The sequence below is a fragment of the Burkholderia cenocepacia genome (genome assembly GCF_900446215.1).
In the GTDB taxonomy this organism is placed as follows: domain Bacteria; phylum Pseudomonadota; class Gammaproteobacteria; order Burkholderiales; family Burkholderiaceae; genus Burkholderia; species Burkholderia cenocepacia.
Map to the genome: position 1 here is coordinate 139,171 of NZ_UAQZ01000016.1, position 21,216 is coordinate 160,386.

The 21,216-nt window shown below is 58.9% G+C and carries 18 protein-coding genes; 14 read left to right on the forward strand and 4 right to left on the reverse strand.

Annotated features, from left to right (window positions below; translation table 11 throughout):
• The first annotated feature begins 184 nt into the window (after nt 1-184).
• The 3 genes from DTA15_RS32700 to DTA15_RS32715 all read left to right on the forward strand — a co-directional run bounded on the left by DTA15_RS32700 (nt 185) and on the right by DTA15_RS32715 (nt 4,039).
• Nucleotides 185-1,717, forward strand: coding sequence for a hypothetical protein (locus DTA15_RS32700; RefSeq protein ID WP_006482435.1), 1,533 nt, complete (start codon nt 185-187; stop codon nt 1,715-1,717).
• Between the two features lie 489 nt (nt 1,718-2,206).
• Complete coding sequence (locus tag DTA15_RS32710; protein WP_006482388.1) at nt 2,207-2,938, forward strand: lecithin retinol acyltransferase family protein; 732 nt, start codon at nt 2,207-2,209, stop codon at nt 2,936-2,938.
• A 357-nt stretch (nt 2,939-3,295) separates the two neighbouring features.
• The gene (locus tag DTA15_RS32715) at nt 3,296-4,039 is read left to right on the forward strand and encodes a hypothetical protein (RefSeq protein WP_006493005.1); all 744 of its coding nucleotides are present in this window, start codon (nt 3,296-3,298) and stop codon (nt 4,037-4,039) included.
• A gap of 355 nt (nt 4,040-4,394) precedes the next feature.
• Here DTA15_RS32715 and DTA15_RS32720 read toward each other — a convergent pair whose 3' ends face one another.
• Entirely contained in the window at nt 4,395-4,850 is a 456-nt protein-coding gene (locus tag DTA15_RS32720; RefSeq protein ID WP_006482406.1) for a hypothetical protein, read from the reverse strand.
• Nucleotides 4,851-5,429: 579 nt separating this feature from the next.
• Between DTA15_RS32720 and tssF the strand changes: the two genes are divergently transcribed.
• The 11 genes from tssF to DTA15_RS39270 all read left to right on the forward strand — a co-directional run bounded on the left by tssF (nt 5,430) and on the right by DTA15_RS39270 (nt 20,391).
• Nucleotides 5,430-7,310 (forward strand): type VI secretion system baseplate subunit TssF, encoded by a 1,881-nt coding sequence (tssF, locus tag DTA15_RS32725; RefSeq protein WP_006482408.1) that lies wholly within the window; start codon nt 5,430-5,432, stop codon nt 7,308-7,310.
• Nucleotides 7,311-7,457: 147 nt separating this feature from the next.
• On the forward strand, nt 7,458-10,457 hold the full coding sequence (locus DTA15_RS32730) for a type VI secretion system Vgr family protein (protein ID WP_006493008.1): 3,000 nt from the start codon (nt 7,458-7,460) through the stop codon (nt 10,455-10,457).
• Complete coding sequence (locus tag DTA15_RS32735) at nt 10,457-11,326, forward strand: ankyrin repeat domain-containing protein (protein ID WP_012493805.1); 870 nt, start codon at nt 10,457-10,459, stop codon at nt 11,324-11,326. The genes DTA15_RS32730 and DTA15_RS32735 overlap by 1 nt, the downstream gene beginning before the upstream one ends.
• 43 nt (nt 11,327-11,369) lie before the next feature.
• Nucleotides 11,370-11,813 (forward strand): hypothetical protein, encoded by a 444-nt coding sequence (locus DTA15_RS32740; RefSeq protein WP_012493804.1) that lies wholly within the window; start codon nt 11,370-11,372, stop codon nt 11,811-11,813.
• A 65-nt stretch (nt 11,814-11,878) separates the two neighbouring features.
• A complete protein-coding gene (locus tag DTA15_RS32745; protein ID WP_006482386.1) occupies nt 11,879-12,337 on the forward strand; it encodes a DUF1795 domain-containing protein in 459 nt (152 codons plus the stop codon).
• 21 nt (nt 12,338-12,358) lie between these two features.
• Nucleotides 12,359-16,606, forward strand: coding sequence for an RHS repeat-associated core domain-containing protein (locus DTA15_RS32750; protein WP_006482389.1), 4,248 nt, complete (start codon nt 12,359-12,361; stop codon nt 16,604-16,606).
• A 9-nt stretch (nt 16,607-16,615) separates the two neighbouring features.
• Complete coding sequence (locus tag DTA15_RS32755) at nt 16,616-17,140, forward strand: SMI1/KNR4 family protein (RefSeq protein ID WP_012493803.1); 525 nt, start codon at nt 16,616-16,618, stop codon at nt 17,138-17,140.
• Between the two features lie 69 nt (nt 17,141-17,209).
• The gene (locus tag DTA15_RS32760; protein WP_012493802.1) at nt 17,210-17,635 is read left to right on the forward strand and encodes an NTF2 fold immunity protein; all 426 of its coding nucleotides are present in this window, start codon (nt 17,210-17,212) and stop codon (nt 17,633-17,635) included.
• A gap of 50 nt (nt 17,636-17,685) precedes the next feature.
• A complete protein-coding gene (locus DTA15_RS39535) occupies nt 17,686-17,877 on the forward strand; it encodes a hypothetical protein (RefSeq protein ID WP_489752844.1) in 192 nt (63 codons plus the stop codon).
• Nucleotides 17,870-18,430, forward strand: a complete 561-nt coding sequence (locus DTA15_RS32765) for an imm11 family protein (protein WP_034178652.1) — start codon at nt 17,870-17,872, stop codon at nt 18,428-18,430. The genes DTA15_RS39535 and DTA15_RS32765 overlap by 8 nt, the downstream gene beginning before the upstream one ends.
• Before the next feature lie 1,496 nt (nt 18,431-19,926).
• Nucleotides 19,927-20,391, forward strand: a complete 465-nt coding sequence (locus DTA15_RS39270) for a hypothetical protein (protein WP_012493799.1) — start codon at nt 19,927-19,929, stop codon at nt 20,389-20,391.
• A gap of 64 nt (nt 20,392-20,455) precedes the next feature.
• Here the strand turns inward: DTA15_RS39270 and DTA15_RS32780 are convergent, their stop codons facing one another.
• Genes DTA15_RS32780 through DTA15_RS32790 form a run of 3 tightly spaced genes read right to left on the reverse strand, consistent with a single transcriptional unit; the run spans nt 20,456 to nt 21,199 of the window.
• Nucleotides 20,456-20,659, reverse strand: coding sequence for a hypothetical protein (locus tag DTA15_RS32780; RefSeq protein WP_006482384.1), 204 nt, complete (start codon nt 20,657-20,659; stop codon nt 20,456-20,458).
• A 12-nt stretch (nt 20,660-20,671) separates the two neighbouring features.
• Nucleotides 20,672-20,881 carry a hypothetical protein gene (locus DTA15_RS39275; RefSeq protein ID WP_012493798.1) on the reverse strand — a complete coding sequence of 70 codons (210 nt, stop codon included), beginning with the start codon at nt 20,879-20,881 and terminating at the stop codon, nt 20,672-20,674.
• 21 nt (nt 20,882-20,902) lie between these two features.
• Nucleotides 20,903-21,199 (reverse strand): H-NS histone family protein, encoded by a 297-nt coding sequence (locus DTA15_RS32790; RefSeq protein ID WP_006482413.1) that lies wholly within the window; start codon nt 21,197-21,199, stop codon nt 20,903-20,905.
• Between the last annotated feature and the right edge of the window lie 17 nt (nt 21,200-21,216).

The window sequence follows — 21,216 nt, forward strand, 5'->3', positions numbered from 1 at the left end:
TTCCGTGACGACCAGCGTCGCGGGGGCACGTTGCAGGTACAACCGGACCGCGCAATGACTCGTATCGTGCGGGTTATCGATGCGACTGGTCAACCATGCTTCAAAGCCCGCATAATAATGCGAAACGTCAGTTCACTGGGCAGTAGAGACTCGACGATTGAATGGGAGCGGAGAAGTGAAAAGTGTGGAACTCGACCTAGACTGGCGGGGCAATCTGAAAGGCTACAAGGTTCATGAAGATGGATTTCCACCCAAATGGGTACCGAATGATGTCAGTAATTCAGATTGCACCCGGATTCGAGAGGAAATCGAATCACATAAGCTGTTCGCACAGCCTCCAAAATTTTCGTACGCAAAGCGAACATACTCAGAGTCCGGCTTGCATACGGGTTATCACACGAACCTCGGCTTTGTGCCCGTTGAACCAAGCAATGCACTATACGGGTATTTGATGGACTCACTAAATACCGGTGAATTCGCTGAGGATGCGGACCCGAAGGTCGCGTCGATTGACGAGTCAGACTATGTGTCCGATCTCATCGTTTTGGTGCTTTTTGATCAACCATGGGCGCATCTGGCCGGGCCTTACCACGGCCAGTTGCCGATTCGATTCAACCGGAACGCTAAACCAGAGCCTTTCTCATTCACTATCCGGAATATCTCTGATCCGTCTGGAGAGCATCCGCTGCAGCTGTTGTTGGGTCCGCATGGCATTGAGAGTCCGGAAGGTCTAGCACAGCCAGCGGTGCCAGTGGGTGGGGTGTTCGAAGTCGAAATACCCGCGGGGCGCCTAAGAAAGATACTGCGTGGTGTGTTGGCAGACGCCGACGATCCGCTCTATGAATTCCTACGTGACCAGTTCAATATGGAGCTAGTGCGCAGTGGGCGCAGGCCCACCGACGGACCATCGACTGCATGGCATGTTGCAATGGCCAACAACTATCTTCAACCGTTTCTTGCGGACTTCTCTAACAGAGTAATAGAGGCATTCTGGCAGGAATACGGGGGGGTCCCGATTGCTCATGTGTCGCCGTCATCGCTACAGCGAAGATTCACAGTTATCCACAAGTTGCGATCCGGTCAGAAATGCCTCGGCCACTACTCATCATTCACCGGACATAGTTTTAACCTCAAGGGCGAATGGCATCTTAGCGGAGCGCTTGAGTCAGTAGCTGACGGGACGACGCCGACACTTCATCCGATGCGACGCTCGCTGAGTCGCCTTCGCATGCTCATGGAAGGAGGCTTTCTCATGGAGGCACTCGTGTTGATAAATTCAATTCTTGAGGTGAGTGTTTCGGCTGCCCTCGAGACTGCGGCGAACGATTGCGATGGCGTTCTATCCCGGGTTAAATCACTCGGACATCGTATGAGACTGCAACTACTAGAGGAACTGAGCAAACAGGAGTGGCCGCAGATCCGAGGGGGTGCACAGGAGGCATTCGTTAATGCTGCGCTCGGCATCTATGACTGTCGGAATGCATACGTCCATCAGCTCGTAATGCCAGACAAAGGGCGGTTCGTGGATTACCGCGAGCAGCGAAGAGTCATCGAATTGATGAGTCCGTTTTCGGAGGTATTCCGGCGGGACCAATGGTTTCGTTGGCTGCATGCCATTTCGAGCGCCAACGACGAAGTACGTCATGCAATAGCCGATTTCTGTCATAGACATCCGGTCACGCCCCCAGATATGGAGCCACCCAAGAGGCGTGACTGAATGAAAGTCCGTTCCGCACCTGAAAGCTGCCGTCGAGGCAGCGTTTATACAGGCGGCAGCAGTGGGTCGGCTGTTGCCGCTCATGTCGGGCAGCAGTCGGCCTCGACAGTCGTAGGCAATCGCTCTCAAGCAGCCATTCGAACGTCGACTGTACCTTGTCGAGCTGTTCGATCGCAGCGGCAGACGGACGAGACTCACGGAAGCGGGTCGTGCTGTTGTGGAAGATGGGCGTCGACTTTTAGATAAGCAAAACATTACGCTAGCAGTATTAGTGAACATTGCTAGCACTCCTTTGGGCACGGCTAGCATTGATTGTGAACTCCTACAGCGACAGACCAATTTGCCCGGCGAGCTCGAAAGTGTCTGTCGGATTTGGCGTGCCTCAGCTGGTGTGCCAGCTGCACCGCGCGCTTCCGAGGTACTGTAAAGTTGAGCAACGATCTGCCGTAGAGCGGGAATCGAACAACACGATCAGGCGGGAAGATCATCATGAGCGACGAACGCATGGTTCGCGCCGGGGACCACTTGTGGGTGCAGCGCCCTGGCTACGAGCATCACGGGCTGGCCTCCGGGTCCAACACGGTAATTCAGTATTCGGGGAAAGATGGGATCTTCGAGACGGGGGTGATCGAGGAGGTCCTGCTATCGACGTTCGCGAAGGGCCGAAAAGTCCGATTCGTCGATCACCCGAACCGCTTGCACAACCGTAGCGCCAGCGTTGGGCGGGCGAGGGCACGCATCGGGGAGGATGAGTACAACCTCGTGTTCAACAACTGCGAGCACTTCGTGATGTGGTGCATCGAGGACAAGCATACCAGCGAACAGGTCAACCGAAAGGTTCGCACCGCGGGGCGAGCGACCGCCGCCGCGGTGATGAACCGATGGTACCAGACATGGGCGACGAAAAAGACCATGGGCCCGACGGTCCGGGTCGCCGCACAGATGGTAAGGGCGGGAAGCAAAGCGTCGACTGCGGCAAATGCGGCGACCACCGTCAAGGCCGCCGCGTCACTGACCCCCACAGTGAGCACCGCCTTCAGTTCGTCGGCCCCGGTCGCTGCCACTGCGATTACCAGCGGCTTTACCGCTGCGGGTGGTCTAGGTGCTGCCGCTGCGGGGATCATGTCCGTCCCGTTGAGTGTTCCGGTAGTGGCAATGGCCGCTGGTGTCGGTCTTGCCGTCGGTGTTGCGAGCGCCCTTTGGGATAGTATTTTTGATTAAGGGGGACAGGTGATGCCGCTGCTAGGGCGCCACTGTGCCCGTTCAACCTGCCGCTGATACGGATGATTCAGATCGCTCCGGCTGTTGTATTCGCGGCCGATGTCCTGTACCCAGAATGGGCGCGGAGTCACAATTGCGCTGCGCGGCCGCTCGACGGCATGCGACGCCCGTAGCTGCCGGACTGGGTCGGCGCGAAGACTCCCCGTAGAGCAATATAAAATTTCCTATCACGACCGCACGATTGGTCGACGTCGACTGGCGAAGTGACAACGTTGCTTCGCAAACGGTGACAAGTCTATTTGGTTCTACGGATCCAAACGCGAGCCTTCAAATACACACAACGAACGGGGAATCACGATGACAGCACGGCCGAAGCCGATCAGGGAACTCTATGCGTTTTTGGTCGAACACCACCACGTCAACGCAGCGATCCAACAAGGCTTCCTCGGCGAGTCGCTGTCGCCGGCGACCGTCGACGATCGTGCGTTGTTGTTGATGCACCGCGTATTGCAAACCCAGTCTAGACCGAGGCTTGACCCGATCTGTCAGTTTTTCCGCGAGATAAGGGATCGGGGCGCGTCCGAAAACTTCGCCGCCTTCCGCCAGCACATTACAGTCGGGGGCAGCGTGGGCCTGGTCGACGGTCTTGCCTTGCAGCCGGGCTGGGGCACGAAGACGGCGGCGCTGTTCGTGCGTAACCTGGCGTATATCGAATCGACGTCGAACCTGCGCGCGAAGTTCTGGCGCGACACGCGTGTCCTTGAGGGGGACCAATTGCGCTTGCCGGTCGACGCGGTGATCTTGACGATCTTTGAGGCGCTCGCGCCGCACCTCAATTGGGGGAAAGCAATCTCCGCATCGAACGTCGGGCGGTTTTTCCACCGTGACCTCGGGTATCGCGATCGGGAACTACTGGTATGGGATGATCTGTGGTTCTGGGGCTTCGTGACGCAGAAGACCGTGGCCGGCAAGACACGGGAGCACGGATGGAACGAATCGAAGTACTGGGCTGTTCCTCATGCGCCGAGAGATCATCAGTCGATCGAGCACATCAAGCAGTGCAGCAAGCGTTTTCTCAAGCTCATCGGCGCGGCCAAGTAGTCGCGCAGCGTGCGTGCGTGCGCTTGCGCGCGCCGCGCGATGACGACTACGCGGATGTCGTACCCGAATTTCGACTTCGAAATTCTCAATCAGTCCCACTAGGAAACGACGATGAACGAAAAACTCTGGACGGTTGCACGGTTTCCCAGCGGGACGTGGTGCTTTGGCGGGAGGCCCGACGACTCCGTAAATTCGGCGTGCGAGCTTTGGCAAGTCCGTGCTGCGACTGGCAAAGCCGCTGTTAAAAAAGCGCAGGGGAAACGGAGCCGTGATCGCAAGCGTGTGTCGGAACATGCGGGGAACAGCGCCACCTAACGATTCACATGCGAAAGCGCACTCGCATGTTGCTAGGTGGTTACCAAAATTCGACACCCCTAGCAGCAGCTCGCTTGTACGCCGCTTGATGGAAATCCTGCAGGTCGAATACGCGGCGACGCGTGTCCAACGCGCAGATGGCTGCGGCCTCGACAACAAATCGAGCAGGAGCGAATCGATCTGCATCGATCGCATTGCGGCGCACCCAGCCGGTTTTTCCCCACGCCTCAATTAAACCTTTATTCCCGAGCAGTCGGTCGAACGCATCGACTCGTTCGAGGAAACAGGCCCGCGTGTTTTCGTCCGAGAACACGTCGGTCGCGACGGTCGCGAGAGCAAGCTCGTAAGGGCCAGGATCTGCACCGTAGAACGAAATCAGCATCCTGCGAATTTTCGAAACCCGGCGAGCATCGACCAACACCTCGCCATCGTAGATTGCGCCGGCCAACTCGAAGGCCGTACAGAATAAGCGTGGCATCAAAAAAGGGACGATCACGATGGCCTCCGGTGCCGCATCGAGTACGGTATAGGCGAGCGAGCGTCGTTCTGCAAGCGCACACCATTTCTGCTGCGGTCCGGCGCATATTCTGCGTACCGAGTCGTTGGCCGAAAGTGTCGGCCGTCGGAGGCGCGAGGAACAGGGACGTACGCGCTGCGGCGATCGTTTGGCTAACTGGAGAGTTGTGTCGAGGTGGAAACCGTTCTCGAGATCGGTGCCCGCGGACGGGCGATATTGAGCGCATCGCTGGCAATCGGTGAACAATCGTTAAACGGTCTCGACGAACGAACGTGCTCTGCTACGATGCCGAGAAGTTTCGAGAGCGTGCTCATCGCTTTTGCTCGCTTGGCGATGGGCAACCGAACCTCCCGAAGCCCAGAGGGCTGTCACGAGGGCCATAGTGGCGGCCCTCGCTTCACGGCATGCTCCATGGCTTGCGTATTCAAACACTATGATTGCTTCGCTCCCGACTCGATAGAATTCGAGATAAGCGTGCGCGACGCCCGGTTAGAATCGCTGCGTCTACCCATGAGCACGGTACTGATTGACAGATCGGCGTGACCGTCTGAAACGCGTATGGCCATCGAACCCGAGGATCTTCTACCGCATTTTGAGCGTGAGTTGGGTCTGCTGCGCCGCTCGACGCGCGCATTCGCCGAGCTTTACCCCAAAATCGCAGCTCGCCTTGCAATGTCAGGTGAGCACTCGGATGACCCACATGTCGAACGGCTGCTGCAATCGTTCGCGTTGATGTGCGCTCGGCACGACATCCGACTCGAAGATGAGGTGCCGGAGTTTACGCACGCGTTGATTAACACAATCCACGGAGCGTTCCTGCGGCCGTTTCCATCTTGTGCGATGGCCCAATTCCGCGTGGATCGAGACAGCAAGCAGACCGAGCCGCGGATTGTTCCACGCGGCACGCAACTGGTGGCGCCGAATAGCCGCCTGGTGTTCCGCACCGCCGCCGACGTCACGTTGGTGCCGTTGACCGTCTCCGGTGTACGTTACGCGACGTCGACCGTCGCGCCGATGCAAACCACACTGCCGGCCGACACTACGGGGATTTTGTCTTTCACCCTTGAGCTCACGGCACCGTCAGCCCAGTTCTCCATCGCTCCAGATACGGTGCGGTTGCATTTGGCGGGGGAGAGGGAGGTGGTGGCTGCGCTCGCCGACGGCGTGCTGATGCACGCCACGCGGGCCTTCGTTGAACTGGACGGCAACGGGCGCTGGCGTCGGGTGGACATGCCGCTGGCGGCCGCAGGTTTCGACGATGCCGACGCGCTGCTTCCGCCGCCTCGCGACAACACGACTGCTCCGTTTCATTTGTTGAGGGAGTACGGCGCGTTTCCCGCTCGATTTGACAACCTCGATCTGGATTTGGCGCGGTTGAAACGGTTGGCGGGCGGTGCGCGCCGTATCACGTTGCATTTGGCCCTTGCCGGCGTCCACCCTGACTCACGTTGCGCCCAACGACTGATTGCAGCGTCGGCCGACAATCTCCGGTTGTTTTGCACACCAGTAGTCAACTTGTTCTCGAGCAATGCGGAGCCAATCGAAACGAAGGCTGGGCAAGCGTACTATGCGCTGAAACCGTTTTCGCTGAAGACCGCGGCCACGACCGAGATCTGGTCAGTTGATCAGGTCCGTATAACGACCGCCCAGGGCGCCGCGCTTCTGCCGCCCTTCGAATCCTTGCAGCACGCGCTTGGCGCAGCGCCAGGCCCGTATTGGGTTGTTTTGCGGGACGAAGCCCGGCGCGCGCCGAAGCCGCCTTCCGAGCCCGGCAAGCCGGGACAGGAAGCGCTGCGCGGACAGGCAACTGGAGCGCGCGCAGACGGATTGCGTGGCTTGGAACTCGCGCTGGTGAACGCTCGCGGCGAGCCCGTTGATCCGGCCGCGCAGCGCCAGCTCGACATCGTGCTGTCTTGCACAAATGGCAACCTGGCGGACATGCGCGAGCGCCAGTTGGCCGTGCGCGATGGGGACTCGGGTGACGAGATCGAGTTATTGGCTCAGCCCAGTGCAAGTCCCGCGCCGATTCTTCGCCGCGGCGACCTGTGGGAATTGCTGTCGTGGCTGGTTCCGCAGGCAGCGCGGCTAAACGCCGAAGGCCTCGATGAGCTCAAGCGGCTGTGCGCCCGCTTCGGCATGTTTGCGCCCGATGCCGGCCGGCGATTCGACGCGCTCGTGTCCCTCTCGACTGAACGGATGCGGCGCTGGATGCCGGGCAAGCCCGCTTCAGCGTTCGTCCAAGGATTGGAGGTCCGGCTCGTGATCGACGAGCAGCGTTTCGTCCAATTCAGTCTCGCCGGACTGGGGCGCGTGATGGATCGACTATTTTCCCCGTACGTTCCAGTCACCAGCTTTGTGCAAATCGTGTTGATCTCGGCAGAGACCGGTGTGGTACTGCGACGCGGCGAACCCTGCGCCGGTTCCCAACCGCTTATTTGACTGGTGACGGAAGAGGGTGCCAGCAGGGAAATTGCAAAGGAATTTCAGGTATCTTTCGCTTGCAAACGTTTTGTCCTACAGTAGCGGGGCCTCAAGCTGGTGAGCCAATTGGGGACAGAACCTGAGACGAAAATAAAGGGAATTCAAATGAGTTTCGCCCCGAATGGCGGTATTCCGGCCGGTTCCGGCGGAAATCTGTTGGGCTCGCTGAGCGCGCTTGGCGGCCTTGCCGGGCCGGTCGCATCCACGGTGGCAGGACAGATTGGCCCGCTCGCCGGCGTCGCAAGTCATATCGACACCGTGCAACGCGCGGTTCAGCTTGCGCAGACCGGCTTCTCGCTGATGAACAAAACGCCGGCCGCGATTGCGGACGCGCTCAACAATGCGGCCGGTGGCGTTGCTCGGCTGACTCAGCTAAATCGATACGTGACCATCGACTCGCCGCTTGGTCCGGACGTGCTGCTGGTCAGCACCGCGGTCATCGACGAACATGTCAATCGGTTGCCGGAGATTCACCTCGATTTGCTGTCACACCAGCATGACCTGGTGCCTGATCAGCTGATCGGGCAACCGATCAAGATTCGATTCGACCAGAGCGCGCGGCAGTCCACACTTGAGCGCATCGTCTCGTCAGGCGGGGCAGACAGCATCCGTTACTTCGACGGCTACGTCACGTCGTTCGACCGGGCGGGTAACCCGGGCAAGGTGACGCAATATCAAATGACGGTGGCGCCGTGGTTCTGGTTTTTGACGCGCTCGACCGACTGCCGGATTTTCCAGAACAAGACCGCTCAGGACATCCTCACCGAGATTTTCCAGGATCACGGGTTCACCGATTTCGAGTTCGACATCCGGACCGCGCAGAAGCCGCTCGAATACATCGTGATGTACCAGGAGTCTTATTACAACTTCTGTGCGCGTCTGATGGAGCAGGAAGGCCTGATCTGGACGCACCGCTTCGAGAAGGAAAAGCACTTCCTTGTCATCGGCGATACGAATTTCGTTTTCCGCCCGATCGACGGGCTGGCCAACTTGCCGTATAACGCCAGCGCGGCGAGTGAAGACAACGGTATCGACCAGTTGCATGAAGGCCGGCGTTTTGGCGTCGGCAAGATCGCCTTTCGCGACTTCAATCACCAGAATCCGTCGTCGCCGCTGATGCTGGCGCAGGCCGAGCCGGAGAATCTCCGGCATGCGGGGCTCGAAACGACAGAGCGTTTCGAACATCAGTCGTTGTTCGACCACGGCGATGACGGTGACCGTTACGCACGCATTGCGATGCAAGCAGAAGAAGCGAGCGCACATCGGTATACGGGCAGCGGCTATGCGTGGCGGATGAGCGCTGCAGGCAGCGTGACGGTGACCAACCATCCAGTGATGGCCAACAATCAGGAATACGCAGTCCTGCACGTTCGTCACGAGGCCGTGAACGATTACACGGAACACAACGCCAAACTGCCGTACCGCAATACATTTTCTCTGCTTCCAAAGAAGTTTCCGTATCGTTCGCCCAGAAATACGCCGAAGCCCGTCATTCACGGCACGCAGTCGGCAATCGTGGTCGGCCCAAAGGGCGAAGAAATTCACACGAACGGCAGTGCCGTGAAGGTGCACTTCCTGTGGGATCGCCGCGGCAAGTTGGACGGCTCGGATTCGATGTGGATCCGCGTGTCCCAACCTTGGGCGGGCGACGGGTGGGGGGCGGCCGCCATCCCACGGATCAATCAGGAGGTCTTGGTCGCGTTTAATCAAGGGGACCCCGACAATCCGGTCATTGTGGGCCGCGTCTACAACGGCGAGCAGGGCAATCCTTATCACGGGGCTGCCGGGCAGACCATGGGGATCAAGAGCCAGACGCACAAGGGCGCCGGCTCGAACGAACTGCGGTTCTCCGATGTGAACGGCGCGCAAGAGGTCTTTCTGCACGCGCAGAAAGACATGAACACGGTTATCAAGGATTCGGAAACGCATACGGTCGAAGCCGGCGGGCGCACGGTGTCGCTGCTCAAGGGCAGCGAGACGAAGCAGATCGCGCAGGGCGGATTGAAGGAAACCATCGCGCTGACGCGCGACACCACGGCGAACGTGATCAATACGAAGGCCATCGCAAGCAAGGCCGGGCCCGGCATGCAAAGCCATCAGGCGAGCGACGGCATCGAGCATCGTGTCGGCGATGGCGTCGTGACGATGACGCCGGACAGCATCAAGCTGACCTTCGGTCCGTCAACGATCGTCATCAACGCGAACGGCATCTATCTCGACGGGCCGGTCATCCATCTGAATCGCGGCAGTGCGCAATCCGCGGAACAGGCGCTTGCGCTCGAATGGGCGGCAGAGCAGGCGACGATCGCGAAGGGGCTGGCGAGCCCCGATCCGGCGACGCGCGCGGCGGCGGCCAAACTGGCGAGCTCGTTGAAGGCGCAGCAACTGGCGAAGCTCGCGGATCACGTGTATCACCCGAACGATCCGCCGCCGACCGGGTGGAAGATGGCGACGAACGATCCGGAGGCGTTGAAGGCGTTCGGGCTCAAGCCGAGCGACTTCGAGAAAAGCGGTAGCAACTTCGGGTCGCAGATGTATATCCCGGATCCGAATGTTTTCGGCGACAGCATGAAGCCGACGGTCGCGTTCAAGGGGACGCAGCAGCTCTTCGGCGAAGACATGAGCAACAACATGGCGCAAGGGCTCGGTGCCGATGCGCCGTATTACCGCAATGCGGTCACGATCGGCAAGAACATCGAGACCACGGGCGCGTCGGCCGGCGTCGATTTCACCGGGCATTCGCTCGGCGGTGGCTTGGCGTCTGCTGCAGCCGAGGCCAGCGGCGGTTCGGCGGTGACCTTCAATGCTGCCGGCCTCAATCCGGAGACCGTCGCACAATACGGCGGGACCGCCCAGCCGGCCAACATCACGGCCTACCGCGTCGACGGCGATATCCTGACCGGCCTGCAGGAAGGCCGGCTCGGGCCGATCAGCGATGGTACGGCGGCGCTGATGCCCAAGGCGGTTGGTAGCCCCGTCACGCTCGATGGTGAGAGCGTGACCACGGTCGGCCGTCACCTGATGGGTGACGTGACGAACGGGATCAACCAGCAGGTCGCGAAGGATCAGCTCGACTTGGTCTCCCAACTGAATTCATCTCACTGATGCGATACAAAAAAGCGATAACCGCCGGCGCGATTGCCGCACTCGTTGGAGTGTCCTCGCCGCTCTGGTGGCCTACTCAAGCCCAAGGGACGAACATGACTGGCTTCAAGCGTTACGCACCGGAAGATTTCTTTTCGGGGCAGCAACTCACGTTGGCTCAGGCCATTCATGACGGCGATCTCACTCGCGTTCAGCAGCTTGCGCCTAAGACCGATCTGAATGCGCCGGGCGCGAAGAATACGACGCTGCTGTCGTATGCCGTGCAGGAAATCGTCCCTGTCAAGAACGACGCGTCCAATCCGCGCTACCAGATCATTTCGGTGCTCGTGAAGAACGGCGCAGATCCCAAGGCGCCGGTCGGTGCCAGCGGCGGATCGGTAGTCGATGTCGCATTGCGGGCCGATACGCCCAACCTCCTGCGCGTGTTGTTGAACAGTGGGCTCGATCCCAACTGGCAATACAACGGCGACACGCCGATGATTTTTGCAGTTGCAGAGAACCGGCTGCTGCCCCAGCTGAAGCTGCTGATTGAGCACAAGGCGAACGTGAATGCCCGCGATTCGCTCGGAAAGACCGCACTCTTCGAGGCGACGATGATTCAGCAGTGGGACGTCGTCGACTACCTGCTCTCGCACGGCGCGGATCCGAAGATTGCCAGCCAGCTCGGCGTGTCGTACGGGTGGGTGCTGCAGAACGAGTTGAAGAACCATACGACTGCGGATTCCGCGGCGCGTACGCGCATCGAAGATATCCGCCGAAAGATCGTAACGGCCGGCGCGCCGTGGCCGCCGCTCGATCCGAAGGCGCAACGCGCGGCGATGCGCGCGCGCGGCGAGAAGGTTGTGACGCCGGCCGGCCAGACGGATTGAACGCACGCGTGATGATTGAAGCGACGTCTAATGGATTCGCGAAATGATGAACGCTTTTGATTCGACGCCGGGTGTCAGGCGAGAGATGGTCCTCGGCGTATCCGGGGCGCTGTACCTGCTCTCGCTGACTTTGCCGGCGATGCATTTCGAAAAGGAGGCGTCGCTCAGCGGGCTGTCGGTTCTCGCCCAGGGCTGGTTGGGACTGTTCATGCTCAATCCAGCATGGCTGGCCAATCCGCTCTACGTGGTTGCGGCCGTCCAGCTCGCTCGGAGCCGACATACCCGCGCGAGCCAGTTTTCGGCCGCTGCGCTCGCGTGTGCGCTCTGCTCACTGTTCACGACGAAGTGGTACTTCAACGAAGCAGCTGCGACGCCGATATCCGGCTACGGCGTTGCGTTTTACGCGTGGCTCGTCGCGCATGTCGTATTGCTCGCCGGCAGCTTGCGCTTGCGTCGGGAAAGCGCCGTCGCGCTGCAAGGAAAATGAGTGGTGGCGCGAGTGCGCGCTGATTTCCACTCATTCCAACAACTACACATGACGAGAGAACCAGCATGACGGATTCCGAAAACCGTATCCGGATTCACGAGGGCAGCATCGTTCTGCCGAACGGTTTCGAGGATCGCACGACCAACCTGTTCGTGCCGGCCGATACAGCCGCGCAGCCGAACCTCAGTGTCGCACGCGACTGGCTGAAGGACGGAGAGACCCTTGCGCCGTATATCGATCGTCAGATCGCGCTGCTCAAATCGCGATTGCAGGGACACCGGGTGCTTTCGCGTCAGGCTGAACGGCTCGGGCCTGAAACTGATGGAATGCCGGGGGAGCGCATCGATGCTGCCTATCGGAACGGCCCGAAGACCGTTTTTCAACGGCAAGGCGCATTCATCGTTGCCCCGGGACGCGTGCTGATCTTTACCGCGTCGAGCGCGAAGAGCTTCGGCGAAACGCTCGACGCATTGTGGCGCAACTGGCTCGACGGCTACCGTCCGGCAGAACAAGAGTCGGCATAACAACAGCAAAGGACAATCATCGTGTACGAAGCCGCACGAGTCACTGATCCGATCGATCACACCAGCGCACTTGCGGGCTTTCTGGTCGGAGCCGTGCTGGGCATCGCCCTGATCGCCGCAGTGGCGTTCGCCACGTTCACATGCGGATTCGGCGTGGCGTTGCTGGCCGGCATGATGGCCGGTATCGGAGCGCAGGCTCTCCTATCAATAGGGGAGTCGATCGGGAAGATGTTCAGCTCGCAATCCGGCAACATCATTACAGGTTCGCCGGACGTCTACGTCAATTCCTTGTCGGCGGCCTATGCGACGTTGAGCGGCGTGGCATGCAGCAAGCACAATCCCATTCCGCTTGTCGCGCAAGGATCGACGAACATCTTCATCAACGGGCGGCCCGCGGCGCGGAAGGACGACAAGATCACCTGCGGCGCGACGATCGGCGACGGTTCTCACGACACGTTCTTTCACGGCGGCACGCAGACATACCTGCCGGTCGACGACGAAGTGCCGCCGTGGCTGCGAACGGCGACGGAATGGGCATTCGTGCTGGCGGGTCTGGTCGGCGGCTTGGGTGGGTTGTTGAAGCAGGCTGGCGGCCTGTCGCGTGCGGTCCTGCCGTGCGCTGCGAAGTTCATCGGCGGGTACGTGCTCGGGGAGGCTTTCGGGCGGTACGTTGCGGGGCCGGCGATCAACAAGGCGCTCGGCGGGATGTTCGGCAACCCGGTCGACGTCACGACCGGAAGAAAGATCTTGTTGGCCGAATCGGAAACGGACTTCGTGATCCCGAGCCCGATGCCGGTCGCGATCAAGCGGTTCTATTCGAGCAGCATCGACTATGCGGGGACGCTTGGCCGTGGCTGGGTAGCGCCGTGGGAGCTTCGTCTGCATGCCCGCGACGGGCGGCTTTGGTACACCGACGCGCAAGGGCGCGAGAGCGGATTTCCGTTGCTGCGTGCCGGGCAAGCCGCCTTCAGCGAAGCGGAGCAACGGTATCTGACCTGTACGCCCGACGGCCGCTACATCCTGCATGACATCGGTGAGACGTATTACGACTTCGGCCGATACGATCCGGACTCCGGCCGCATCGCATGGGTGCGCCGCATCGAGGATCAGGCTGGGCAGTGGTGCCAGTTCGAGCGCGATAGCCGCGGCCGCGTCACCGAGATTCTGACGTGCGGCGGATTGAATGCCGTTCTCGATTACGAGCAGGAACACGGGCGGCTTGGCGCGGTCACGCTCGTTCATGGCGATGAGCGCCGGCTGGCCGTCGCTTATGGATACGATCAGAACGGCCAGTTGGCGTCGGTGACGGATGCAAATGGCGCGGTCGTGCGCCAGTTCGTATATACCAACGGCCTGATGGCGAGTCATGTGAACGCACTGGGTTTCACGTCCAGTTATGTGTGGTCGACGATCGAAGGGCAGCCGCGGGTCGTCGCAACGCGCACCAGCGAGGGCGAGGACTGGTCGTTCGAATACGACGTCGACGGCCGGCAGACGCGCGTCCGGCACGCCGATGGTCGCACCGCGCACTGGCGCTTCGACGCACAGTTTCAGATTGTCGAGTACACCGACTTCGACGAGGGACTCTACCGGATCAAGTACAACGACGCCGGCATGCCGGTGATGCTGATGCTGCCCGGTGAGCGCACGGCCGAGTTCGAGTACGACGACGCGGGCCGGATCGTCGCCGAGACTGATCCGCTCGGCCGCACGACACGCACTCGCTATGACGGCAACAGCATGCGGCCCGTGGAGATTGTCGGGCCTGACGGTGGTGCCTGGCGTGCAGAATACGATCCGCAGGGTCGGCTGCTGGTGAGTCAGGATCCGCTTGGCCGCGAAAACCGCTACGAGTATCCGAAAGGGCTGACCTCGCTCCCGCTCGCGCACATTGATGCACTGGGGGGGCGTAAGACTCTGGAGTGGAATAGGCTCGGTGAGCTCGTCGCGCGCACTGACTGTTCCGGCAAAGCGACGCGAACCACTTTTGATCCGTTCGGTCTGCCGGTTATGCGTGAGAACGCGCTTGGTCAGCGCATCACGTACCATGTGCGTCCGACCGGCGAGCCGCTCCGCATTACCTATCCCGACGGAAGTTCGGAGACCTTCGAATACGATGCAGCCGGGCTTATGGTTCGGCACGTTGGCCTCGGCGGAAGGGTCCGACAGTCGCTGCGCAATGCGCGTGGCCAAGTCGTCGAGATAAGCGATCCAGCAGGGCGCCGAACCCGTTATCGGTACGATGCCGACGGGCGGCTTCGAGAGCTACTGCAGGACCGCGCATGCTATGCGTTCACGTACAGTGCCGGCGGTCGGCTCTTGACCGAGACGCGACCGGACGGCGTGGAACGGCGGTTCGGGTACGGGGACGCTGGCGAATTGCTCACGCTTGACATCGTAGGGGCCCCGGTCAATGGCGCTAATGCGAACCGCCCGATTCGCACTATTCGCTTTGAGCGCGACCGGATGGGCAATCTGAAGGTCCAGCATACGCCGACCGAGGTAACCCGCTTTGAGCGCGACAAGGGCGACCGGACGGTGAAGGTTGAGCGTACGCCAACTCCAGCCGGTATTGCGCTTGGCATCACTCCTGACGTCGTGAGCTTCGAATACGACAAAGCGGGTCGCCTTATGGCCGAGCACGGCGTGAACGGCACAGTCGAATATGTGCTCGATGCGCTCGACAACGTGACAACGCTAGCGCTGCCGCACGCCCAGACCTTGCAGATCCTGCGGTATGGTTCAGGCCACGTTCACCAGATCCGCTGTGGCGATCAGGTGGTGAGTGACTTCGAGCGTGACGATTTGCATCGTGAAGTGATGCGCACACAGGGGCGGTTGACTCAGCGTTCCGCATACGATCCGCTTGGTCGGAAAGTCTGGCAGTCGGCAGGATTCCAACCCGAAGCGCTGGGTCGTGGGCGCGGGCACTTGTGGCGGAATTACGGGTACGACGCCGCTGGCGAGCTCATCGAGATGAGCGACGGCCTCCGTGGCAGTACGCAGTACAACTACGATCCTGCCGGGCAGTTGACCCGGCGGGTTAACACGATGGATCGGCAAGTTGAAGAATTCGCGTGGGACGGCGCCGGCAACCTGCTTGACGATGCGCAGCGCAGCAGCCGGGGGTACGTCGAAGGCAATCGCCTGCTCATGTGGCAAGATCTCCGTTTCGAGTACGATCCGTTCGGCAATCTGACGACGAAGCTGCGCGGAGCGAACCAGACGCAGCGGTTCACCTACGACGGGCAGAACCGACTGATCGCAGTCCGAACGCACGACGCGCGTGGCACGGTCGAATCTCGGTTCGAATACGACCCGATCGGGAGGCGGATTGCGAAGACGGATACCAGTTACGACCTGCGTGGCGTAAAACTGCGCAGCGAGACGAAGCGGTTCGTATGGGAGGGGCTACGGCTCGCGCAAGAGGTGCGCGAGACTGGCGTGAGCAGTTACATATACAGTCCAGATGCGTCGTACTCTCCAGCGGCACGCGTTGATGCGGTTATCGCGAACGCACTGGCGGCGGCAGCGATCGACACGGCGAAGCTGGCGTCGCGGATATACCACTTCCATACGGACCTGGTGGGCGCCCCATTGGAAGTTACAGACGAAGCTGGAGAACTAGCGTGGGCGGGGCAATATACGGCGTGGGGCAAGGTCAAGCCGAACAGTCGAGAACTGACTTCGGCACGCACGGATCAGCCGCTCCGCTATGCCGGACAATATGCCGATGAAAGCACGGGCCTTCACTATAATACTTTCAGGTTCTACGACCCTGATGTAGGCCGGTTCATTAACCACGATCCGATCGGGCTGCTAGGTGGCGACAATTTGTATGCGTATGCCCCCAATCCTACCGGATGGATCGATCCGTGGGGCTGGTTTGGGGAGAAGCCGTTGAACTCTCCGGATGTGACGAAATGGCTTGAAAAAGGTGGTACCGTTCACGTCGAGGTGGAGTCGGGGACGTGGGTATATACCAATGCAAAAGGTACGGTTGTCCGTTATCCAAATGGTTATCCTGATTTCAAGCCGTATGAGGTCAGATCTGTAGACGTTGAGGGGCTGAAAGGAAATCACAGTAGGGCGCCAGCAGGGGACTTTGGATTGGCGGATGCGAAGGCAGGAAGCCCCGCCGACTACACAAAAAATACTTGGCACCACCACGAGAACATGGTAACGATGCAGGAAATTCCGAAGGATATTCACAGTGAGTTCACCCATAGGGGTGGTGTCTCTAATTTGAAGAATCAATCGTCGTGTTAAGGAGGTAAGGTGCCAGTTCTGTATGGAGCAAAACCTGCACAGCCGCTCCTCGGTAAATTGGAGGCGGAACTCGGATTCGTTCTTCCGGCGGATTACAAGGATTTTTTGAAGAAGTGGAACGGCATATTCATTGGTGGCGCCGACTATCTCGATTTTGATTTTCCCGGTGTCGATAATGGAATAATTTCATTTGCTTCGCTTTTTGGCGTCGGAACGAGTAACGAGAATTTTGATTTAATCGAGCAAAACGAACGTGTCAGAGGTGAGGTCGATTTTCTAAACGATTTCTTTGTTATTGGAGATGATCCAGGGGGTAATTACTACGCGCTGGCGCGATTCGATAACGTTGAAAAGGTCCTATATTGGGATAGAACGCATCTGCATGCGGATGACACAGCGAAGCCGGATATTGCAGAGGTGTCAGAATGTGGCAACCTCTACAATGTAGCCGATGGATTCTCGGCATTTCTGAATATGATCGTCGCCGGAACACAGCAAATGCAGTTCGTCGCGGTCGACGACTGGCCTGGCTAAAATATGGATGTCATCGTCGCTGAGATCTCGCACTAGGGCGGTATTTTCAATGATTAAGGGTTGAAGGCGATGAATGACGATTTTGAACAAGCGCGAACGGCATTGCGATCATTCACATTGGAAATGAATCGGTGGGAAAAGGATTTTTACAAGAAAAAACATAGCGCTCTGAAAAGTGGCGGAGATGTTTCTGGTATTGATGACCGTGCACGGAAGGATCTTTCTGCTATTTTGGAGAAATGGGTGTTCCAAGAAAAAACAAACCAAGGTCGTTTGATTGACTTGGGTTGTTCGGATCCGCCGACATACGATCCTGAAACTGATGTTGAAGATAGCGCCGAATCGACAGACGGAGAGGTGGTTTTCACCATTCGCCAGACATTGGGAATGTTGACGATATCCCGATTCACGATGAAGGAAAAGGCGGGTAAATGGATGGTGAAGAAAAAAGAGTTTCTTAATTTTAACGACAAATGGCAGCGCTCAGTTGTCTAACAACGTCGTTCGCCCCGTTTTTCTGATTGGGCGTTGTCAAGCCGGACGGAATGGGGCACCCTTTGGTTCCGCGCAGAAAGGTAAATAGTATCGGTCTGGATGTCGTGGGTGCTGAGAGTAACACGCCGACATTTTTTCTTGAGCCGTGTGGGGCCGGGATGCACGAGGAGCTGCACCGCGCCATAATAGCTGATGGATTCTCGGTATTTATGGAATTTGGATGTGGGGCGGTGCGTGAGTAACGTTTACGGTTTGAGGCAGGATGAAGCATTTCAGCCTCTCGTTCAAGTCGATGATGACGGTGAAATCGCATATGACAAGAGCGTAGCTATACGAGCAACCGCTCTATGTGGGCGAGGGTTTGGCCAAGATTATGACCCCGTTAAGCTTACGTGGGGTACTTCGCGCAGAAAAAAGACCAGCGACGTTCATACGATGCTATCTCCGTTTCTCCTGTTTAGTGAGAGGGCGCTTGATGTGTTGGCGCCGGTACTTCGTGACAGCGGGGAGATATTGCAGGTCGAGGCCCCGATAAAAGACATGTTCGGATTTCATGTAACCCGGGTGATCGAGAATGCCGTCGATATGGATGCATCAAAATTCAAAGTCTACCCTCAGGCGACGGTTTTTAATAAAATATTTCTTCTGAAGAGTCGCATTGAAGGGGCTGATATATTTCGCCTAAAAGAAAGTCTTGCTACAGTATTTGTATCCGAGCGTTTTAGGGAGCTTGTAGAGCAAAATGAATTAAAAGGGTTCGATTTCGGAGAGGTCATTTCGCAATCTGAGAAGTAGGATTTCGCAACTCCCGGTGACTGGTCAGAGAATGGCCCGGGTGGCCTCGATTTCACGAGAGTAACGTGTGAGAATCATACATCGGGGTGGTCGACTTCTAGGCCTCTATGCGCGGGTACGCCAACGAAAGGAATTTAGCGGAGCTGCAACGTTGTCACTCGATCAGTTGAAGCGAATGCGAGAGGCTCTTCGTCCATACGGACTGAAGTTGCTGGAATCGGAATGGAAAGGCTGGCACGCGCAGTATCGATTTCGATGTCGCAAGGGACACGAATCGAGCCGATGCGGCTCCTATCTGTTCTATACGATGGTCCAGTGTCCGACATGTCGCGTCGACGAGGTACTTCGTCAGATCCATCAACTTGCGCGCCAGGCCGGCGGGCGCTGTCTTTCGGAGCAGTACGCGGGCCGAGGCTTACCACTCCAGTTTGTATGTAAGGCAGGGCACGTTTTCGAGAAGACTGCCGAGAATCTGCGAAAAGGCTCTTGGTGCGTACTCTGCGCGAGGGCGCAACATTCGAGGCGCATGGCCGATCCGGATGGGATGACGCGCATGCGAGGCGCTGCAAAAGCGAGAGGTGGCAAGTGTTTGTCGACCGGCTACACGAAACTGACAGAGCGCTATCGTTTCCGGTGTGCTCTTGGACACGAATGGGAGACTTCCGGTACCGAGATCGTGCGGGGTGCATGGTGTCGCATTTGTTCGGACCGAGAGAAGGTGCACGCATATCGTCACAAGGACGGCCTGCCAAGGTTACGTGAACGAGCGAAGAGCCACGGTGGGGTTTGTCTCTCGAAGGTCTACGAGGGCAGCAAGGCCTACTACAGATTTCGGTGTGGTGCTGATCACGAGTGGGAAACCCAAGGCGCGAGAATCTTTCGTGGTGCTTGGTGCCCGGAGTGTCAGCGGGAGGCAATGCGCTTTGGTATCGAGCGCATGCGCCAGCGGGCGAGGGAGCTCGGCGGCCGGTGCTTGTCTGAAACATACCGAAACGCGGCGACTCGGCTGGAATGGGAGTGCGAGTACGGCCATCGTTGGGAGGCTGCTCCTGCGGCAGTTGTACGGGGGCATTGGTGCCCTGTGTGTAGCCGCGACGCGTCGAGGCTTGGGCTTGATCTGATGAAGAACATTGCGCTTGAGCGTGGTGGGAAGTGTATCTCAGCGACTTATGTGAATAGCGCAACCAGACTTGAGTGGGAATGTGCCCGAGGCCATCGGTGGCTCGCCACACCGAATACGATTCGACGTGGCCACTGGTGTGCTCGGTGTTATTTCATCAGTATCACGACAACCGAAGAGACTCGCCGCAAGCGGCGACATGAAGCGGTCGGGAGGTGAGCTTTTCAACCGGATGCGCGACGCACCGGCGCGTTTCAGCTCAGTGAGATTGTAGTTGGCGGACAATGACGCGATAGGATATGAGCCGTTGCTCAATCGCTCGTGGCGTACTGTTTTGTTATGCTCTGGTGTGATCGCATGGAATCAGAGACGAACGATGCTCATTCGAGAACAAGGGCGCCTCATCAAGTTGCTTCGGGCCGAGCCCCCCAAGCGGCCTTCCATCAGGGCGCGGGCCCGCGAATGTGTCATCGGTACGTTTCGTGCCGATGAACCTGTCCCGACTGGTTTGCTTGACGCTTTGTCCCGCGACGAGCGGAAGCTGCTTGAGCGATGGCTCGCAGCCTATCGGGAAAGCAAGGCGCGCGATCAAGTGCGCCCCGTGCTGGCCAGCGCATCCGAAAAGCTCGAGAGGCTCGTTGGTGCGCTCGAAGTGGCGGCCGACACTTTGTCGAGCGCCGAAGCAGATCAGATTTGGGCGCAGCTTAATGCGATTGCGCGCACGTTGAAGAGAGCGGGGCATCCGCGGCCGCGAGCAGCACGTCGGCCGCCGGCGCCGTTGCCAGGGCAGCAGGACTTCTTTGGTGAATTCGACGAGCTCGAACGGCTGGCCGAACAATGAACATGCGCCGCTTGATCTTCTCTATGCGAGGCGGACGGGCATAGGTTGGCAGACCGGTCGTCGCCTACAACAACGACATCTGGCTCGAAGTGCCTTCGTCGATCGCCTGACCGGTTTCCTTGGCGGGCCGGTTCCGCCGAGTTGCGGATTGCGCATGCCCGTTTGGCACTTCAATTTCGGTGATCTGCTGATACTTACGTGCCCAGTCGGCCCCGAGTACATCGGCGGAGAACACGACACCAGGCGCAATCTGAACAAGCTGGCTCATCGGCAGGTCTTCCTAAGCGGACTGAACGTCGAAGTGCGCAGCGGCGTAGCGCGCGCTGCAGTTCCACACTTCGACGCCGTCACGGGTGAACGTAGCCCATCCGTCTTTCACGATCATCTCTGCGCGCGGAAATATGTCGCCGTGGCCGTTTGCGGACGCTGCAAAGATCGTCCGCTCACGACATGTCGCCCAGTATGTCCCGTCGGGTAAAGATGAAGACATCGCGCCGAACCGCCTATCGGCTTACTGTTCGATCAAAAAGCGTTCGCGGTTCTTCGCGTTCGCAATCCAATGGGGAGCCTTGCCGCGCCCGCTCCAGGTCGCACCGGTCTTCGGATCGCGATACTTCGGCGCGATCGGGGCACGAGGGCTCGATGCAACGGCGCGACGTCGACCGAAGAGTTGTTCAGGCGTGATCTCGTATTCGGCAATCTGTTCACGGATGGAGGAAATGATGGCGTCCAGCTCTGCGAGCCTCGCTTCTTCCGCTTGTTGTGCCAGCGCTTCGGCTTGCGCCTTCAGTTCGAGATAGGTAGCCATAAGTGTGTGGAGCAGCC

Bases quoted from the DNA above. Each gene is read 5' to 3' on its own strand.
- DTA15_RS39535 (WP_489752844.1), top strand. From the start codon at position 17,686: ATGGGGCACCCTTTGGTTCCGCGCAGAAAGGTAAATAGTATCGGTCTG.
- DTA15_RS32735 (WP_012493805.1), top strand. From the start codon at position 10,457: ATGCGATACAAAAAAGCGATAACCGCCGGCGCGATTGCCGCACTCGTT.
- DTA15_RS32790 (WP_006482413.1), bottom strand. From the start codon at position 21,199: ATGGCTACCTATCTCGAACTGAAGGCGCAAGCCGAAGCGCTGGCACAA.
- DTA15_RS39275 (WP_012493798.1), bottom strand. From the start codon at position 20,881: ATGTCTTCATCTTTACCCGACGGGACATACTGGGCGACATGTCGTGAG.
- DTA15_RS32730 (WP_006493008.1), top strand. From the start codon at position 7,458: ATGAGTTTCGCCCCGAATGGCGGTATTCCGGCCGGTTCCGGCGGAAAT.
- tssF (WP_006482408.1), top strand. From the start codon at position 5,430: ATGGCCATCGAACCCGAGGATCTTCTACCGCATTTTGAGCGTGAGTTG.
- DTA15_RS32715 (WP_006493005.1), top strand. From the start codon at position 3,296: ATGACAGCACGGCCGAAGCCGATCAGGGAACTCTATGCGTTTTTGGTC.
- DTA15_RS32780 (WP_006482384.1), bottom strand. From the start codon at position 20,659: ATGAGCCAGCTTGTTCAGATTGCGCCTGGTGTCGTGTTCTCCGCCGAT.
- DTA15_RS32740 (WP_012493804.1), top strand. From the start codon at position 11,370: ATGATGAACGCTTTTGATTCGACGCCGGGTGTCAGGCGAGAGATGGTC.
- DTA15_RS39270 (WP_012493799.1), top strand. From the start codon at position 19,927: ATGCTCATTCGAGAACAAGGGCGCCTCATCAAGTTGCTTCGGGCCGAG.
- DTA15_RS32760 (WP_012493802.1), top strand. From the start codon at position 17,210: ATGAATGACGATTTTGAACAAGCGCGAACGGCATTGCGATCATTCACA.
- DTA15_RS32745 (WP_006482386.1), top strand. From the start codon at position 11,879: ATGACGGATTCCGAAAACCGTATCCGGATTCACGAGGGCAGCATCGTT.
- DTA15_RS32710 (WP_006482388.1), top strand. From the start codon at position 2,207: ATGAGCGACGAACGCATGGTTCGCGCCGGGGACCACTTGTGGGTGCAG.